Origin of the sequence: Burkholderia pyrrocinia (genome assembly GCF_018417535.1) — a bacterium.
Lineage (GTDB): Bacteria > Pseudomonadota > Gammaproteobacteria > Burkholderiales > Burkholderiaceae > Burkholderia > Burkholderia pyrrocinia_E.
This window is the reverse complement of the sequence record NZ_CP070979.1, coordinates 923,429-941,060: the sequence shown is the minus strand read 5'-3', so window position 1 is coordinate 941,060 and position 17,632 is coordinate 923,429. Positions and strand designations below refer to the sequence as shown.

Sequence of the window (17,632 nt, the reverse complement as noted above, 5' to 3'; positions counted from 1 at the left end):
GACAGCACCGATCGGCGGAACTTCGTGGTAGGTTCGCCCATCGGAGCTTTTTGCCAAAACATGCCCAAAGAGGATGAATACATGACCCAGGCCCTGCAGGAACTCGAAGCACAACTTCGGGACCTGAACATCAAGCTGTCGGATGCGAAGCAGAAGGAGAAGCAGGCCGCGCTCGCGGCCTTCAAGGAACAGGTCGCGCTTTTGGGAATTACGCAGCAGGAAGTGCTGAGCGCGCTCGGCTATATCGTCCAGCGAAAACGCAAGGCGCCTGCCAAGTACTACGATCCGACGACCGGCCGCTCGTGGTCGGGCCGCGGCCCGCGGCCGAAATGGCTCGAAGGCAGGGATCTCGACATGCTCGTCGTCGACCGCGAGGCCAAGACCTGGTGGCCCGGGGACGATCAGGGCTGATGCCGGCCGCGCCGCAGGGCCACCCGGCGCCACCCGGCCGGCACGATGTCTTTCGTTCGGTGTCCGGTCTGATCGCGACATCGCCGGCCTTGCCGCCGACACCGGATCGCTGCTTTCCCGTTCATTGCCCGCCGATTCCCGCTCTCCGTCCCGGAAGCGGGCGTGCGGCGCATCCTGAACCGTCGCCGCCGACGCGCGCTTGACGGACAGGAACGGGCGCCGACGCACGCCGGTACCGCACCGCGTACCGGCGCGTTCGCCAGCCCGTCACGCGCCGGCACAGGCCTTAGAATGTCGCCGGACATTCGTGGCAGGACACCATGGCAGCAAACATCAAATCCTCGGCGCTCGGCGGCCCGTCGGCCCCGCGCGTGGAGCAGGTCGGCCCGTACGCGTGGAAAGCGCTGGCCGGGTCGGCGATCGGTTATGCGATGGACGGCTTCGACCTGCTGATCCTCGGCTTCATGCTGCCCGCGATCACCGCGGCGCTGCAACTGACGCCCGGGCAGGGCGGCGCGCTGGTCACGTGGACGTTGATCGGCGCCGTCGCGGGCGGCATCGTGTTCGGCGCGCTGAGCGACCGCTACGGGCGCGTGCGCGTGCTGACCTGGACGATCCTGCTGTTCGCGATCTTCACCGGCCTGTGCGCGTTCGCGCGCGGCTTCCAGGATCTGCTCGTCTACCGCACCATCGCGGGCATCGGCCTGGGCGGCGAGTTCGGGATCGGCATGGCGCTCGCGGCCGAAGCGTGGCCGGCGAGCAAGCGAGCACGCGTGTCGTGCTACGTCGCGCTCGGCTGGCAGGCCGGCGTGCTGCTGGCCGCGCTGCTGACGCCGTTCCTGCTGCTCCGCATCGGCTGGCGCGGCATGTTCCTGGTCGGCGTGCTGCCCGCGCTGCTCGCGTGGGTCATGCGCAACAAGCTGCACGAGCCGGAAGCGTTCGTGCAGCGCGCGGCGCAGCCGAAGGCCAACGCGTTCCGCATGCTCGTCGCGGACGGCCGCACCGCGCGCACGAGCCTCGGCATCGTGATCCTGTGTTCGGTCCAGAACTTCGGCTACTACGGGATCATGATCTGGCTGCCGACCTTCCTGTCGAAACAGATGGGCTTTTCGCTGACGAAGTCGGGGCTGTGGACGGCGGCGACCGTCGTCGGGATGATGATCGGCGTCTGGGTGTTCGGGCAACTGGCTGACCGCATCGGGCGCAAGCCGACGTTCCTGCTGTACCAGCTCGGCTCGGTCGCAACGGTCATCGCGTATGCGCGGCTGTCGGACCCGACGGCGATGCTGTGGGCCGGCGCGCTGATGGGGATGTTCGTCAACGGGATGGTCGGCGGCTACGGGACGCTGATGTCCGAAGGCTATCCGACCGCCGCGCGCGCGACCGCGCAGAACGTGCTGTGGAACATCGGCCGCGCGGTCGGCGGCTTCGGTCCGGTCGCGGTCGGCTCACTGGCCGCGCACTATTCGTTCCAGACGGCCATCGCGCTGCTCGCCGGCCTCTATGTGCTCGACATGGTCGCGACGCTGTTCCTGATTCCCGAGCTCAAGGGCGTCGAGCTCGAATGAGCGCGGCGGGCGCGGGCCCGCCCGCAGCCGCACCCTGACACGCTCGCGCGCACAGCAACGACTTCACCGCAAACCACGATGCAACAGAAAAACAGAACGATCGGCGTGATGGGCTCGGGCAAGGAGCCGTGGCTCGCGTTTTCGGAACCGCTCGGTGCGTGGCTTGCGCAGGCCGGCTTCAACCTGCTGACGGGCGGCGGGCAGGGTGTGATGCTGGCGGTCGCGCGCGCGTTTGCCGGCGTGCCGGGGCGGGCCGGGCGCTCGATCGGCATCCTGCCGACGCAGGCCGATCCGCTCGCGGGCTTCGTGCCGCTCGACGGCTATCCGCATCCGTTCGTCGACATCCCGATCCTCACGCCGCTGCCGCGCCGCGAACCGGGCGCCGATCCGCAGACGATCAACCGCAACTACGTGAACGTGCTGAGCAGCGACCTGATCGTCGCACTGCCGGGCGGGCACGGCACGGCCGAGGAGATTTCGCTCGCGCAACGCTGGCGCAAGCCGCTCGTCTGCTTCGGGCCGGATGGCGCGTTTCGGGAGCTCGCTGCCGGCGCCGTATGCACGTCGTCGCTCGACGACGTGATCCGGTTCGTGGAAGACGCGTTTTCGGCAGAGCAGGCGCAGGCGGCACAGGCGCTGCGGTAGTTCGCGCGATCGGCTTCGACGGCAGGCGTCGCGACGTCCGCGCGGCGTGGCCGGTTCCTATCGCTGCCGGTCGTCCAGCAGGTCGAGCACCTGCGCCCAGTCGAACGGCAGCAGCGCATCGTAATCGAGCCCGCGCGCGGCCATCGTGTCGACGAATCGATCCTGCACGCGCGCACACGCTTCGCTCATCTCCGGCGCCATGCCGGCTTCGCGCAGCGTTTCGCAGACTTCGCGCATCTCCGCCGCGCGGCGGCGGCCATGTTCGGCGACACGGCTGATCAGGTAGCCGGGCAGGTCGGGCGACGTCGCGAACTGATCGAACGTCTGCCGCAACGATGCGAGCACGAGCGCATCGGCCCCGTACGCGCGGGCGGCGCCCAGGCATTCGATGGTCAGCGCCTCGATGCCCTTGATCATCACGCTGCGGCACATCTTCGCCGCCGACGCGACGCCGACCCGATTCGACACGGCCCGCGCGTCGAAGCCGAGCGTATTCAGCTCCGGCGCGACCGTTTCGGCCTGCGGGCCGCCCAGCAGCATCGGCACGGCGAGCCCGTAAGGCGGCACGGGTGCCATCACGGCCGATTCGACATAGCGGCCGCCGGCGGCTTCGATCAGCCGCTGGCCGTGCTGCTTCATCGCGGGCGATACCGAGTTGATGTCGATGAAGGTCTGCCCCGGCCGGATGCACGCGGACACGGCTGCGACGACGTCGGCATCGGACGACGCCGTGACGGCGGAGACGATCCATCGCGCATCGCGGATCGCATCGGCGAGTGTCGGCGCGGCCTGCACGTTCAGGCGCGCGGCCTTGTCGCGCATCGCGGGCGCGGTGCGTGAATCGTCGAGCTGCCGGTCGTACATCGTCACGAGGACATTCCGCGCGGCCAGCGCGCCGCCGAGCAGGCCGCCGGCCTCGCCGAATCCGATGAACGCGATCGTCGATTCGTGCATGCGTGTCGCTCCTTCAGAAGTGGGTTGGCGCGCACCGCGCGGGGCGCAGACGTGGCCGCCGCAACGGTATCTCGATCTTTTATGACGATTTGGCGAATCAATGCCGATCCGACCGGACAACATTGGAAATTGTCGGTTGAGGTCCGCCGCCCATGCAATGCGAACATGGCGTGACAGCCATGCGCTTTCCTTATCGCGCGACGGCCGTGTGCGGCGAGCGCGCGACTTCGGTCGCCACGATGCGGATCGCGTCGATCAGCGCACGCGCGGCCGGCGACGGCGGGCTGCCGGTGCGCGTCATCAGGCCGATATCGCGCGTCGTCTCGCGCATCGGCGCGACGTCGAGGACGGCCAGCAGCCCCGAATCGCACTCGTAATGGAGCTGCTGCGCGGACAGCACCGCGAGCATGTCGGTATGCAGCAGCAGGCCGCGGATCACGGCGAGGTCGGCCGTTTCGACCGTCGGCATCGGCGGCCTGAGCTTCATGCGGCGGAACAGCGCGTCGAACAGGCCGCGCGCGGGCGAATGGCTGCGCGGCAGGATCCATTGCGCACCGGCGAGGCTTTTGATGCCGAGGTTGCGCACGCCGGCGAGCGGATGATCGCGCCGCGCGAGCACGACGAGGCTCTCCGACATCAATCGTTCGTTCTCGAGGTCGCTCGTCGGGGCGCTGGCGCGCAGCGCGCCGAGGATGAAGTCGATGTCGCCCGCGCGCACGCCGGCGACCAGTGCCTCATACGCGCTTTCGTCGGTGATCACGCGTACCTTCGGGAAGCGCGTGACGACGCGCGCGACGGCTTCGGGCAGCATCAGCGTGCGGCCGAGCGGCAGCGCGCCGACGGTCACGACGCCCTGGATGCTGCCGTGCAGCGCCGCGACGTCATCGGCGACATGCCGCAATTCGTTCAGCGCGCGCCGCACGTGCAGCAGGAACGTTTCGCCGTCGGTCGTCAGCAGCAGGCCGCGCGGATGGCGATGGAACAGCGCGAACCCCGCGCCGCTCTCGAGTATCCGGATCGCGCTGCTGACGGCCGGCTGCGTGACGCCGAGCGTGCGCGCCGCGCTCGGCATGTGCCGGTGCCGCGCGAGTGTCGAGAACAACCGAAGCCGTCGTGTATTGAGCAGGTAGGCGGGCAGCCCGCCTTCGGCCGATGCGCGCCGGCGCGACTGGCGTAGCGCGCACCAGTTCGCCAGCTCGCCGAGTTCTGCAAACACGCGCTCGCTGCGCTTCAGCACGGCGCGCCCGACCGGCGTCGCGAGCATGCCCGACGGTTTCCGGTCGAACAGCGGTTCGCCGAGCGCCGTTTCGATTTCCTGCACGGCGCGCGTGACGGCCGACTGCGCACGAAACAGCGTCGCGGCCGCGCGGCTCACGCTGCCGGCTTCGGCCACGCGCTGCACCGCGTACAGGCAGGCGAGGTTCGGGAGTTCGGTGTTGTCCATGGGTCGGTCAGGCGCGGACGGGCCGCATTGCATGCCGGCCGGCATGCGGCGCGCCGGCGGCGGGTGTCGATCGACTTTACCGGAACGGCGGCGCCGCAGCTTGCGTCGTGCTTATCAACCTATCTGTTTTGTTTATCGGATTCTAATCGTCCGGATCGGCGGCGTTGCTGGCGGACCCGCGCGCGGCCGGGCGTGAGCGCCATATCCGGCGGGCTTCCCGGCTATCTGTCAGGTGAACGGCGTCGCACGGGAACGCTTGACGGTCATATCGTCTCGATGAAATTTCAGGGTTTTCCCCGGCTACTTGGCACAGCCACCGAATGCGTAATTTCGATCCCGGCAGCCGCATCGGCGCAGTTGCCGGCGTATCGGACTGCCATCTGATTCATTGTTTGTCCGATCACACGGGCGTCCCGCCGAGCGGGGCACTCATTCAACGAGCGAGGCAGCGCAATGGGACGACAGCACACGTTGGGAGCCGGCAAGCCGGTGGGCGGCATGCAGGTAGACGCATCGCCGGGACGGGCCGCTGTTGCGGACACGGTGCGGGCGGGCATCCTCGGCGGCCTGACGGGCGCGGTGCTGATCTGGGTCTACGAGGCGCTGGTATGGGTCGGCGCGCAGCACCTGATGCCGCTCGCCGGCATCCCGCGCAACGCGACGGGGCTCGTGTTCGGCAAGGCCGTACAGGACGCGCTCGGCATCGGGTCGTACTTCATCGGCACCGCGATTCATTTTGCGTTCGCGCTGTCGTGGGGCATCGTGTTCGCGGCGATCTGGCCGTGGTTTCGCCGGCGCGGCTTCGAAGCGACGTTCGTCGCGTTGTTCTTCGCGATCGTCGCGTGGATCGTGATGCACGCGCTGATCATGATCGCGTCGAACAACCACCCGAACTACTTCGACCCGAACGTGATCGTCGGCGGGTTCATGTCGCACTTTGTCTTTACCGTTCCGCTCGCGCTGGTCGTCAAGCGCAGCCTCGCGCCGCAGCCGCACGGCCGCGCATAGGCAGCGGGCGCGGCACGCATTCAAATTATCGCGGACGGCCGGGCGGGCCGGACCGCATTCGAGCATCACGAAGGAGCATTGGCATGGCACGGATTATCGGAGGCATCGCGGCCTCCCACACGCCCACCATCGGGTTCGCGTTCGACAAGAACAAGCGCGACGACCCCGTGTGGGCACCGATCTTCGAGAACTTCGCGCCGCTGGCCGCGTGGCTCGCCGACCGGCGCCCCGACGTGCTGCTGTTCATCTACAACGACCATGTCACGTCGTTCTTCTTCGATCACTATTCGGCGTTCGCGCTGGGCGTCGGGCCGCAGTGGCATCCGGCCGACGAAGGCGGCGGCGCGCGCGACCTGCCGCCGATCGCCGGCGATCCGGCGTTTGCCGCGCATATCGGCCAGTCGCTGATGGCCGACGAGTTCGACATGTCGTTCTTCCAGAACAAGCCGCTCGATCACGGCTGTTTCTCGCCGCTGTCGGTGCTGTGCCCGCATCGGCCCGACTGGCCGGTCCGGCTCGTGCCGCTGCAGATGGGCGTGCTGCAGTTGCCGGTGCCGTCCGCACGCCGCTTCTACCGGCTCGGGCAGGCGCTGCGCCGAGCGATCGAAAGCTATCCGGAGGATCTGCGCGTCGCGATCGTCGCGACGGGCGGGCTGTCGCACCAGGTACACGGCGAGCGCTCGGGCTTCAATCATCCCGAATGGGACGAACGCTTTCTCGACCTGCTCGAACGCGATCCCGAGCGCCTCGCCGGCATGCCGCTTGCCGAATACGCGACGCTCGGCGGTTACGAAGGGGCCGAGGTCGTGATGTGGCTGACGATGCGCGGCGCGTTGCCGGCCGGCGTCGTGTGCCGGCATCGCAGCTACTACCTGCCGTCGATGACGGGCATCGCGACGGCCGTCTACGAGCCGGCGGACACCGACATCGACACGGCGGCGGCCGAACGGCACCGGCAGCGGATCGCTGCCGAGCTCGCCGGCGTCGAGCAACTGCCGGGCACCTATCCGTTCACGATCGCGAAGGCCGTCGACGCGTACCGGATCAACGACTATCTGCACCGGATGATCGAGCCTGCACATCGCGCGCAGTTTCTGGGCGACCCCGAAGCGAGCTTCGACGCGGCCGGCCTCAGCGCGCAGGAGCGCGACCTGATCCGCCGGCGCGACTGGCCGGGCCTGCTGCGCTACGGCGTGATCTTCTTCCTGCTGGAAAAGCTCGGCGCGGTGACGGGTGTCTCGAACCTGCATATCTACGCGGCGATGCGCGGCGAATCGCTGGAAGATTTCCAGCGCACGAGAAACGCGCCCGGCGCGCTGTATTCCGTCGCGGGCAAGAGCGCGGGGCCGCTCGGCTGGGATGGCGCGGAGCAGCAGGACAACACCTGACGGGTGACGGGGGCGCGTGACATCGCGCGCCTTGGTCCTGTCGTTCAGGCAGCGTATCAAGCCATATAAATAGGATGACGAATCGATATGAACGATCGTCGCCAAGGAGACAGGAGAGACATGATGGGAAGCGGAAAGATAGTCGACATCAAGTCGTTCATCGACGACCGGCCGGTGACGCGCTACCAGTGGCTGCTGGTCGTACTGTGCTGCCTCGTCGTGATCGCCGACGGGATGGACGTCGCGATCATGGGTTTCGTCGCGCCGTCGATCATCCACGACTGGGCGATCTCGCGGCCCGAGTTCGGGCTCGTGATGAGTGCGGCGCCGATCGGTCTCGTGATCGGCGCGCTGGTGGCCGGCCCGAGCGCGGACCGGTTCGGGCGCAAGCGCGTGCTGATCGCGTCGGTATGCCTGTTCGGCGTGTTCACGATCGTGACCGCACAGGCGCATTCGCCGTTCGAGATGGCGATGCTGCGGCTGCTGACGGGCATCGGTCTCGGCGCGGCAATGCCGAACACGACGACGCTGCTGTCGGAGTACGCGCCGAAGCGGATGCGCGCGCTGATGATCACCGTGATGTTCACGGGCTTCAACCTCGGCTCGGCGCTGATCGGCTTCGTCGCCGGCTGGCTGATTCCGCTGCACGGCTGGCGCACGGTGCTGCTGTTCGGCGGCGCGCTGCCGCTGCTGCTGATTCCGCTGCAGCTGTGGCTGCTGCCCGAATCGGCACGGTTGCTGGCCGTGCGCGGTGCGCCGTCGCAGCGCATCGCCGCATTGCTGAACCGCGTGTGCGGCGGGCAGTTCGCCGGCGACGAGACGTTCGTGTCGAACGAGCCGCCGCTGCCGACGCGCAAGCCGATCGGCGTGCTGTTCTCGCAAGGCTACGGGTTCGTCACCGTGTCGCTGTGGATCACGTATTTCATGGGCCTGCTCGTGATCTACCTGCTGACGGGCTGGCTGCCGACGCTGATCAAGGATGCGGGCCTGTCCGTCAGCACGGCCGCGAACGTGACCGCGATGTTCCAGATCGGCGGCACGATCGGCGCGATCGGCGTCGGCTGGCTGATGGACAAGGTGCGGCCTGCGCCCGTGATAGGCGTCGCGTATCTGGGCGGCGGGCTGTGCGTGGCCGTGCTCGCATGGGCCGGTGCGCTGTCGTCGTCGCTCGCGCTGCTGGTGTTCGCGGCCGGCTTCTGCATGAGCGGCGCGCAGACGGGGCTGAACGCGTATGCGCCGGGTCGCTACCCGACCGTCGCGCGGGCGACCGGCGTGAGCTGGATGCTCGGGATGGGGCGCTTCGGCAGCATCTTCGGCTCGGCGATCGGCGGCGCGCTGCTCGGGCTCGGCTGGAAGTTCGACGCGATCCTGTCGATGCTCGCGGTGCCGGCCACGCTGGCCGCGATCGCGATCATGACGTCGCAGCGCGCGAGCGCGCCCGAACCGCAGGAACTGGAAAACCCGGCGCACTGACCGGACCGCGCCGAACCGGCGCGGCGGTCGGCAGGCGGCCGGACACGTCATCACACGCAGGAGCATGCATGATCATCGATATTCACGGCCACTACACGACCGCGCCGAAGGCGCTGGAGGCGTGGCGCAATCGCCAGGTCGCGGCGATCAACAGCCCGTCGGAGCGGCCGAAGGTCTCCGAGCTGAACATCGGCGACGACGAGCTGCGCGAATCGATCGAACTCAACCAGCTCCGGCTGATGCGCGAACGCGGCCTCGACCTGACGGTCTTCAGCCCGCGCGCGAGCTTCATGGCGCATCACATCGGCGATTTCGCGGTGTCGAGCACGTGGGCGGCCGTGTGCAACGAGCTGTGCCATCGCGTGCACCAGCTTTTCCCCGATCGCTTCGTGCCGGCCGCGATGCTGCCGCAGAGCCCGGGCGTCGATGTCGCGACCTGCATTCCGGAGCTCGTCCGGTGTGTCGACGAATACGGCAATGTCGCGCTCAACCTGAACCCCGACCCGTCCGGCGGCCACTGGACCAGCCCGCCGCTGTCGGACCGCTACTGGTATCCGGTCTACGAGAAGATGGTCGAGTACGACATTCCCGCGATGATCCATGTGAGCACGAGCTGCAACGCGTGCTTCCACACGACCGGCGCGCATTACCTGAATGCCGATACGACGGCCTTCATGCAGTGCCTGACCTCCGACCTGTTCCGTGATTTCCCGACGCTGCGCTTCGTGATTCCGCATGGCGGCGGCGCGGTGCCGTATCACTGGGGACGTTTTCGCGGGCTCGCGCAGGAGCTGAAGAAGCCGCTGCTGAAAGACCATCTGCTGAACAACGTGTTCTTCGATACGTGCGTGTATCACCAGCCCGGCATCGACCTGCTGACCGGCGTGATCCCGGTGGACAACATCCTGTTCGCGAGCGAGATGATCGGCGCGGTGCGCGGGATCGATCCCGAGACCGGCCACTACTACGACGATACGAAGCGCTACATCGAGGCGTCGTCGCTCGATGCGCACGCGCGGCACAAGATCTACGAAGGCAATGCGCGACGCGTGTATCCGCGTCTGGATGCGCAACTGAAAGCGAAGGGGTTGTGATCATGAATGAACTTGGCGTGGTTTACCGCACGATCCGCCGCGCGGATCCGGACGTCGCCGCGCGGCTCGGTGCGCTCGGCTCGGCGACGGTGCACGAGGCGATGGGCCGCACCGGCCTGCTGAAGCCGTACATGCGGCCGATCTATCCGCGTGCGCTGGCGTCCGGCACGGCCGTCACCGTGCTGCTGCATCCGGGCGACAACTGGATGATGCATGTCGCGGCCGAGCAGGTCCGACCGGGCGACGTGGTCGTCGCGGCGATCACCGCGGATTGCACCGACGGCTATTTCGGCGACCTGCTCGCGACGAGCTTCAAGGCGCGCGGCGCACAGGCGCTGATCATCGATGCGGGCGTACGCGACGTCGCGGTGCTCGAAGCGATGCAGTTTCCGGTCTGGAGCAAGGCGATCTCCGCGAAAGGCACGATCAAGGCGACGCTCGGTTCGGTGAACGTGCCGGTCGTGTGCGCGGGCGCGCTCGTCAATCCCGGCGACGTGATCGTCGCGGACGACGACGGCGTGGTCGTGGTGCCGGCCGCGCGCGCTGCCGACGTGCTCGACAAGGCGATCGCGCGCGAGGCGAACGAAGCCGCGAAGCGCGCGAAGCTCGCGTCAGGCGTGCTGGGACTCGACATGTACGACATGCGCGAGCCGCTGCGGCAGGCCGGCCTGCGCTACATCGACTGATGCGGGGGGCGACGATGGTGCAGACCGACTGCGCGGCTGCTGCCGTCACCGGCATTTCGTCGATGGCGATGCGGCCGGTGCTGGCGCGACTGGCCGCCGCTTATGCGGACGAAACGGGATGCCGCGTGTCGGTCAGGTCCGTCGGCGGTGTCGACGCGGCACGGCGCGTGCAGGCCGGCGAGCCGTTCGATTTCGTCGTGCTCGCGTCGGATGCGATCGCGCGGCTCGCGGTCGACGGCCAGGTCGACGCGCGTAGCCGCGTGGCGATCGCGCGCTCGGGCATCGCGGTCGCGGTGGCGGCGGGTGCGGTGCGGCCGGATATCGGCACCGAGTCCGGCGTTCGCGACGCGATCCTGCAGGCCGGCCGGATCGGCTATTCGACGGGGCCGAGCGGGTCGCACCTCAACCACCTGTTCGCGCGCTGGGGCATCGCGGACGCGATCGCAGCGCGTGTCGTCCAGGCGCCGCCGGGTGTGCCGGTCGGCGAGTTGATCGCATCGGGCGATGTCGATCTCGGTTTCCAGCAGTTGAGCGAGCTGATGCATGTGCCGGGCATCGAAGTCGTCGGTACGCTGCCGGACGCGGTTCAGGCCGTCACGGTGTTTGCCGCCGCGGTGTGCCGGACGGCGCACGATTGTGACGCTGCTGCGGCGTTTCTCGCGTATCTGGCGTCGCCGCAGGCCGATCGCGTCAAGCGTGAATGCGGGATGGAACCGGCGTAAGGCCGGATAGCAGCGCAGCCGCAGCGTCACACCGGAATCGATAAACGGATCAGATGAGATTCGGCTTTCTTCGCAACGCGGGTGTGCATTGAGATTAGTTATGCTGAGCAAGAGGCGAATGAGGTACCGCCTCGATCCGACCGATGTATCGCAGGATCTTCGTGAAGTCGCCGCATCGTCTCTCGACGACCATGCGGCATGCCAACCAGAACGACAGGAGACAGGAATGCAGACGAACTGCAGGGCAGGGTGGAGCGTGCGCGCATGGCGTCGCACGGCAGGCGTCCGGCGCGATGCGCTGGTCCGGATGCTGGCGATCGGCATGGTGTGGTTGTGCGCGGCGTTGGCCGGCTGGCCGAACGCGGCAAGCGCCGCGAGCGCTGCCGGCGGTCTCGCGAATCTTCCGGCGGTGATGCCTGCGATGTCGTGCCCGGCCGTCGCGGCGCTCGACCTGAGCGGCGTGACCGACGGCACCGTCACGATCACGTCGGCGGTGCTGCTGCCGGCCGGTACGGTCGTCGGCAACAACACGCTGCCGGCGCCCATGTGCGACGTGAAAGGCACGATCGGACCGGGCGCGTCGCTGTTCGAACTGCAACTGCCGACGCAGGGCTGGACGCAACGTTATCTGCAGACGGGATGCGGCGGACTGTGCGGCAACCTGTCGGTCAATGCGCCGATGGCGTCGACCTGCGTGCCGGTCACCAACGGGACGATCGCGATGGCCGCGACCGACATGGGCCACGAAGGCGGCAACGACGGTGCGTGGGCGCTCGACCCGAAAGCGAAGCTCGACTTCGCGTATCGCGCCGAGCATGCGACCGCGCAGGTGGCCAAGGCGATCATCGGCAAGTTCTATGCACGGCCCGCGCGCTACGCGTACTTCGACGGCTGCTCGGACGGCGGCCGCGAAGCGCTGATGGAAGCGCAGCGCTTCCCCGACGATTTCGACGGCATCGCGGCCGGCGCGCCCGCGAACGATCTGATCGTGCAGAACACGTTCCATCACGCGTGGCCGGCCGCGGTCAACACGGACCCGAAGACGGGCAACGCGATCCTGCTCGCCGGCAAGCTGCCGATGCTGCATGCCGCGGTGCTGAAGGCGTGCGACGGGCTCGATGGCGTGGTCGACGGCGTGATCGACAACCCGCGCGCGTGCCGGTTCGATCCCGCGACGCTGGCATGCGCGAACGGACAATCGACCGCGACGTGCCTGACGCCGCAGGAAGCCGACGTCGTGCGTAGGATTCACGACGGCGCGACGACCGCGAACGGCACGCGTCTCGAACCGCTCGTGTCGCGCGAATGGGGCTCGGAGCTGAACTGGAACCTGTTCGTGCCGGCGACCGCCACGGCGCCGAGCGGCACGATCGGCTTCGTGCTGCCGTTCCTGCGCTATCTCGACTCCTACAACGCGTCGTATCCGTCAGCGACGATCGGCGACCTGAAGTTCACGCTCGACGCGTTCGCGAAGACGGTGCCGGTGTCGAACTACCTGGCTGCGACCGATCCCGACCTCGGCCGCTTCGCCGGCCGCGGCGGCAAGCTGCTGCTGTGGCACGGCCTCGAGGATCAGCACATCTCGCCGCGTTCGAGCATCGCGTACTACGAAGCGATGAAGAAGACCATGGGCGACGCGCAGGTCGACCGCTTCGCACGCTTCTACCTGTTCCCGGGTGTCGCGCACTGCGGCGGCGGCCAGGGGCCGAACGTGTTCGACGTCCTCACGCCGCTGATGGCCTGGACCGAGACCGGCGCGACGCCCGGCAGGATCGTCGCGTCGATCGTCGATGCGAACGGCAACACGACGCGTACGCGCCCGGTGTTTCCGTACCCGGCCACCGCGCGCTACACAGGCAGCGGCAGCACCGACGACGCGACGAATTTCGTTGCCGATACACCGAAGGCCGACCCGTTCGTCGACCTGCACTGGGCCGGCGAATGGCTGTACTCGCCGGGCTACGAGGCGCAGTGCCAGGTCAAGGGTTCACAGCTCGTCTGCACGGGCGGCAATGGCTGGCGTGCGTATCGTCCCTGACCGGGCGGCAGGCCGCGATCACGACAATTCACTCACACAAGCAGGCGAGGAAGGAGACAGTTCAATGAAGAAGCAGGCATTGCGGGTGGCGCTGACGTCCGGCGTCGCGATGGCCGTCGTCGCGCCGGCGTTCGCGCAGAGCAGCGTCACGCTGTACGGGATCGTCGACAACGGCATCGGCTACCAGAGCAACGCGACGACGGTCGGCTCGACGAGCGGCGGGAAGTCGGTCGTCAGGATGAACCAGGGCGTCTGGGCCGGCAGCCGTTTCGGGCTGAAGGGCAGCGAGGATCTCGGCGGCGGCACGAAGGCGGTGTTCACGCTCGAATCGGGCTTCAATTCGGCGACGGGCGCCGCGCAGTACACCGATGCGCTCTTCGGGCGCCAGGCATGGGTCGGGCTGACGAACGCCACGTACGGCACGCTGACCGCGGGCCGGCAATATGCGTCGTACTACCAGACGATGTCGCCGTTCAGCCCGACCACGTGGATCACCGGCTACTACGGCGCGCACCCGGGCGACGTCGACGGGCTCGACACCATCTACCGCGCGAACAACACGATCGAGTACACGTCGCCGAAATGGTATGGCGTGACGCTGAGCGGTTCCTATTCGCTCGGCGGCGTGGCCGGCAGCACGAACGCGGGTTCGACGTGGGCGACCGGCATCCAGTATGCGGCCGGCCCGCTCGGCGTCGGCGTCGCGTTCGAGCGCGTGAACAACTCGAACACGGCGGGCGGCACGTGGGGCGCGAATTCGACGACGTCGAACGGCGGCGCACAGATCGGTGTATCGGCGGTCACGAACGGCTACCAGACAGCGAAGGCGCAGCAGCGGTTCGCGGTCGGCCTGGGTTACCGGTTCAGCGATGCATGGGACGCGACGGCCACCTACACCAACACCGAATACATTCCGGGCGCGGCATCGAAGTTCTTCAATACGGCGATTTTCAACACGGCCGGCGCGGTGCTGCACTGGAAGCCGTCGGCGGTGTGGGATTTCGGCGCGGGTTATGCGTACACGCGTGCGACCGAGTCGAACGGTATTACCGACAGCGCGCAGTATCACCAGTTCAACCTGTCGCAGTACTACTCGCTGTCGAAACGCACGGGGCTGTACCTGCTCGAAGCGTACCAGCATGCGAAGGGCAAGACGCTCGGCACGAGCGGCACGGGCAGCATCGTCGACGCGACCGCGACGCTGGGCGACGGGTTCAACACGGCGCCGTCGTCGACCCGCAACCAGTTCGCGTTCGGCGCCGGGATCATTCACCGGTTCTGATGCGGGCGCGATCGGGCGCGTGCCTCCGGCCCGGACTGCCGGAGGCGCGGCGTTGCGGCGCGCCGCTCAGCGCCCGGTCTTCAACTGCGCCCACAGCCGGTTCTGCAGCCGGCGAATCTCGGGCGGCATCGGCTTGAGCAGCGTCATCCTGCTCAGCACGTCGTCGGCGGGATACACCGACAGGTCGCGCGCGATCGCGGGCTTCACGTACTGGCGCGCGGCCTTGTTCGCGGTCGGATAGAACACCGCGTTGGTGATGCCCGCGTTGACCTTCGGATCCTGCAGGTAGTTGATCCATTTCAGCGCGGCGTCGCGGTTCGGCGCATCCTTCGGGATCACCATCATGTCGAACCACAGCAGGCCGCCTTCCTTCGGATTCGCGAAGCGGATCTCGTACGGGCGTTTCGCTTCTGCGGCGCGACGGTGTGCGATGCCGACGTCGCCCGAATAGCCGAACGACACGCACAGGTCGTTGTTCGCGAGATCGTTGATATAGCCCGACGAGTTGAACTGGGTGATGTACGGGCGCACCTTCTTGAGCACCTCGTACGCGGCGCGATAGTCGGCCGGGTTCGTACTGTTCGGATCCTTGCCCATGTACTGCAGCGTCGCGGCGAACACGTCGACGGCCTGGTCGAGGAACGACACGCCGCAGCTCTTCAGTTTCGCCATGTTGGCCGGATCGAACACCAGCGCCCAACTGTCGGTGGGTGCCTTGTCGCCGAGCGCCTTCTTCACGGCCTGCACGTTGTAGCCGATGCCGTCGGTGCCGTATGCCCACGGCACGCCGTACTGGTTGCCCGGATCGGCGTCGGCGACCATCTTCATCAGCAGCGGATCGAGGTTCGACAGGTTCGGCAGCTTCGACTTGTCGAGCGGCTGGTAGACGCTCGCCTGGATCTGCTTGGCCATGTAGTTCGACGTCGGCACGACGATGTCGTAGCCGGAATTTCCCGACAGCAGTTTCGCCTGCAGCGTGTCGTCGCTGTCGTAGTTGTCGTAGCGGACGTGAAGGCCCGTCTGCTTCTGGAAGTTCGGGATCGTGTCCGGCGCGATGTAGTCGGACCAGTTGTAGATGTTCAGTTCGCCGGCTGCATGGGCATTCGCGCCGGCGAAAGCGGCGGCAGACAGGACGGCGGCGGTTGCAATCGAACGGCGAAGCATCGGGATTCGCATGAGGATGTTTTCCATATCGGCGCGCGTCGATCCATGGTTCGCGGGTCGTTGCGCGACGGTTCATCGGATGGAGCAGGCGTGCGTAACCGGCGCTCGCAGCGAGCGATGGCGGTGCACGACGATCAGGAGTCCGTTTGACCTTGAGCCGGATCGCGCGAAAACGAAGTGCGAGCCGATCCCTTCACCGGTCAGGCGACACGGCGAGCGGGTCGAACGGACAAAGGGAAAGGAGGCGCAGCGCTACGGCAGCAGCGATGCCACGTCGTCGGTATGGATCGCGACGGACGCGCGGGCGGCGACGGCGTTGTGACGGCGAACGGAACGGCGGGACAGGATGGTGTAGATCGACAGAGGCAGGCGAGGATGTTGCCCGCCCTCACTGTCGTCGGAAAACGAGATCGCGGCGCGCAGGTTTTGCGCATCGCCTCGTCTCCACCGCACCAGCGGGCCACGGATTCTCACGATTACTCTCGACCGGGTTGTTGAAAGTATTGAACACCTGACGATTCGCCGACGGCTGCCGTTTCCAGTTTCGGTCATCGCGTTTGCCGCGTGGCGGCAACGGCTTCATGACGCGAATTGAAAGCTCGGCATCAAGCGGAATCGCTGAAACATGGCGCTCCTGTGAATCATCAGGTAAATCGCTGTAAGGATGTCTCCGGATTTTCCCTAGTGATTCGAATGCCGATGGAGAGGGGGCGACGCTCGTATCGCGCTCGCGAGATGGCGTTCGGCGGCCGGCGTGCTTCGGAAGTGATGAGAATATTCGACGGTTTGTGCCCTGAGCCGCCGAGCGGTGATCAACCGGGCGCGAACGTGTCTGCGTGCCCGTTACACGATCGTTACGCGACCCGAATCCCGAGATTCTCGATCAGCATGGCCGCCTGATCATAGGAGACGGTCGCGCCGCGGAGGACGCCGGACGCGAGCAGTTTGGGCGTGCCGCTCAGATCCACGTCGCGCAGGTCGGCACCCTCGAACTTCACGTCGTTCAGATGCGCATTGCGAAGGCTGCCGCCTTCGAAAACGGCGTCGCGAAAGTCCGCCCCGGCGAGATCGGCGTCCGAGAAATCGAGTGCCACGAGCCGGGTCTTCCGGAATGAAAAGCGCCGCAGGCTTGCGCCGACCAGCAACGTGTTCTCGAATTCGAGGCCGAGTGACTTGCATTCCTCGAAATCGGCCCCGGTCAGCCGGCACTCCTTGAAGCGGGCCGATCCGAGCTTGCTGCGTCGCCAGCTCGTATTGTTGAGATCGCACGACTGGAACACGGCGTCCTCGAGGTCCGACGACGCAAAGCTGGCCTGGCGGGCCCGGCACCGGATCCACGATGTCTGCGCCAGCGTCGAGCCGACGAACGACGCTTCCGCGAGCGCGCATCGTTCGAATCGCGCGCCTCGCAAATCCAGGCGCGACAGGTCCGCACCCTCGAGGTCGCAGTCCTCCAGATGGAGAGGCGTCGGCGAGCCTTCGACGAGCAGCAGCAATTCGGCGCGATCCAGCGTGCGGCCGGTGATGGAGACTCCGCGGGTCATGAGGCGATCCATTGTCATGTGAAATGTTCGGGGTCGACATTATCCGGAATTTGCGGCAACGGCGGCAGGTGCGGTGACGGCCGCGCAGCGCGCGATGGCCGCGAGACGTTCGAGCATGCCGGGCGTCCTGGTTTGCGGGGCGGGAATTTTGCGTCGACAGCCTATAACGGCATGGATGGGGGTCGAAACGTGTGCAGCGCTTTCCACCGGC

Annotated in this window: 16 protein-coding genes; 11 read left to right on the top strand and 5 right to left on the bottom strand. The window is 67.3% G+C overall.

Annotation, left to right across the window (positions count from 1 at the left end):
* Nucleotides 1-81 precede the first annotated feature (81 nt).
* The 3 genes from JYG32_RS37195 (at nt 82) to JYG32_RS37185 (ending at nt 2,624) form a co-directional block, all read left to right on the top strand.
* A complete protein-coding gene (locus JYG32_RS37195; RefSeq protein ID WP_213267710.1) occupies nt 82-411 on the top strand; it encodes an H-NS family nucleoid-associated regulatory protein in 330 nt (109 codons plus the stop codon).
* 320 nt (nt 412-731) lie between these two features.
* Nucleotides 732-1,979 carry an MFS transporter gene (locus tag JYG32_RS37190; RefSeq protein ID WP_213267709.1) on the top strand — a complete coding sequence of 416 codons (1,248 nt, stop codon included), beginning with the start codon at nt 732-734 and terminating at the stop codon, nt 1,977-1,979.
* A 78-nt stretch (nt 1,980-2,057) separates the two neighbouring features.
* Entirely contained in the window at nt 2,058-2,624 is a 567-nt protein-coding gene (locus JYG32_RS37185; protein ID WP_174378026.1) for a DNA-binding protein, read from the top strand.
* 57 nt (nt 2,625-2,681) lie between these two features.
* On the opposite strand, the gene JYG32_RS37180 is transcribed toward JYG32_RS37185, so the two are convergent.
* Both JYG32_RS37180 and JYG32_RS37175 read right to left on the bottom strand, forming a co-directional pair.
* A complete protein-coding gene (locus tag JYG32_RS37180) occupies nt 2,682-3,578 on the bottom strand; it encodes an NAD(P)-dependent oxidoreductase (protein ID WP_213267708.1) in 897 nt (298 codons plus the stop codon).
* A 190-nt stretch (nt 3,579-3,768) separates the two neighbouring features.
* A complete protein-coding gene (locus JYG32_RS37175) occupies nt 3,769-5,022 on the bottom strand; it encodes a LysR family transcriptional regulator (RefSeq protein ID WP_213267707.1) in 1,254 nt (417 codons plus the stop codon).
* A 453-nt stretch (nt 5,023-5,475) separates the two neighbouring features.
* Here JYG32_RS37175 and JYG32_RS37170 point away from each other — a divergent pair, with 453 nt between their 5' ends.
* From JYG32_RS37170 to JYG32_RS37135, 8 genes are all read left to right on the top strand, one after another.
* A complete protein-coding gene (locus tag JYG32_RS37170) occupies nt 5,476-6,030 on the top strand; it encodes a hypothetical protein (RefSeq protein ID WP_213267706.1) in 555 nt (184 codons plus the stop codon).
* An 83-nt stretch (nt 6,031-6,113) separates the two neighbouring features.
* Nucleotides 6,114-7,418: a gallate dioxygenase gene (locus JYG32_RS37165; protein ID WP_213267705.1), complete on the top strand. Its 1,305-nt coding sequence runs from the start codon at nt 6,114-6,116 to the stop codon at nt 7,416-7,418.
* A gap of 123 nt (nt 7,419-7,541) precedes the next feature.
* A complete protein-coding gene (locus JYG32_RS37160; protein ID WP_174378213.1) occupies nt 7,542-8,891 on the top strand; it encodes an MFS transporter in 1,350 nt (449 codons plus the stop codon).
* Between the two features lie 68 nt (nt 8,892-8,959).
* A complete protein-coding gene (locus JYG32_RS37155; protein ID WP_213267704.1) occupies nt 8,960-9,985 on the top strand; it encodes an amidohydrolase family protein in 1,026 nt (341 codons plus the stop codon).
* Between the two features lie 2 nt (nt 9,986-9,987).
* Nucleotides 9,988-10,671 carry a 4-carboxy-4-hydroxy-2-oxoadipate aldolase/oxaloacetate decarboxylase gene (gene ligK, locus JYG32_RS37150; protein ID WP_213267703.1) on the top strand — a complete coding sequence of 228 codons (684 nt, stop codon included), beginning with the start codon at nt 9,988-9,990 and terminating at the stop codon, nt 10,669-10,671.
* Nucleotides 10,672-10,685: 14 nt separating this feature from the next.
* Nucleotides 10,686-11,393: a substrate-binding domain-containing protein gene (locus JYG32_RS37145; RefSeq protein WP_213267702.1), complete on the top strand. Its 708-nt coding sequence runs from the start codon at nt 10,686-10,688 to the stop codon at nt 11,391-11,393.
* Nucleotides 11,394-11,619: 226 nt separating this feature from the next.
* A complete protein-coding gene (locus JYG32_RS37140; protein ID WP_213267701.1) occupies nt 11,620-13,431 on the top strand; it encodes a tannase/feruloyl esterase family alpha/beta hydrolase in 1,812 nt (603 codons plus the stop codon).
* 64 nt (nt 13,432-13,495) lie between these two features.
* Nucleotides 13,496-14,713, top strand: a complete 1,218-nt coding sequence (locus JYG32_RS37135) for a porin (RefSeq protein ID WP_213267700.1) — start codon at nt 13,496-13,498, stop codon at nt 14,711-14,713.
* Between the two features lie 66 nt (nt 14,714-14,779).
* Here JYG32_RS37135 and JYG32_RS37130 read toward each other — a convergent pair whose 3' ends face one another.
* The 3 genes from JYG32_RS37130 to JYG32_RS37120 all read right to left on the bottom strand — a co-directional run bounded on the left by JYG32_RS37130 (nt 14,780) and on the right by JYG32_RS37120 (nt 17,433).
* Nucleotides 14,780-15,889 (bottom strand): polyamine ABC transporter substrate-binding protein, encoded by a 1,110-nt coding sequence (locus JYG32_RS37130; protein ID WP_213267699.1) that lies wholly within the window; start codon nt 15,887-15,889, stop codon nt 14,780-14,782.
* 240 nt (nt 15,890-16,129) lie between these two features.
* Complete coding sequence (locus JYG32_RS37125) at nt 16,130-16,351, bottom strand: hypothetical protein (protein WP_213268355.1); 222 nt, start codon at nt 16,349-16,351, stop codon at nt 16,130-16,132.
* Between the two features lie 380 nt (nt 16,352-16,731).
* Nucleotides 16,732-17,433 (bottom strand): pentapeptide repeat-containing protein, encoded by a 702-nt coding sequence (locus JYG32_RS37120; protein WP_174378222.1) that lies wholly within the window; start codon nt 17,431-17,433, stop codon nt 16,732-16,734.
* Nucleotides 17,434-17,632 lie beyond the last annotated feature (199 nt).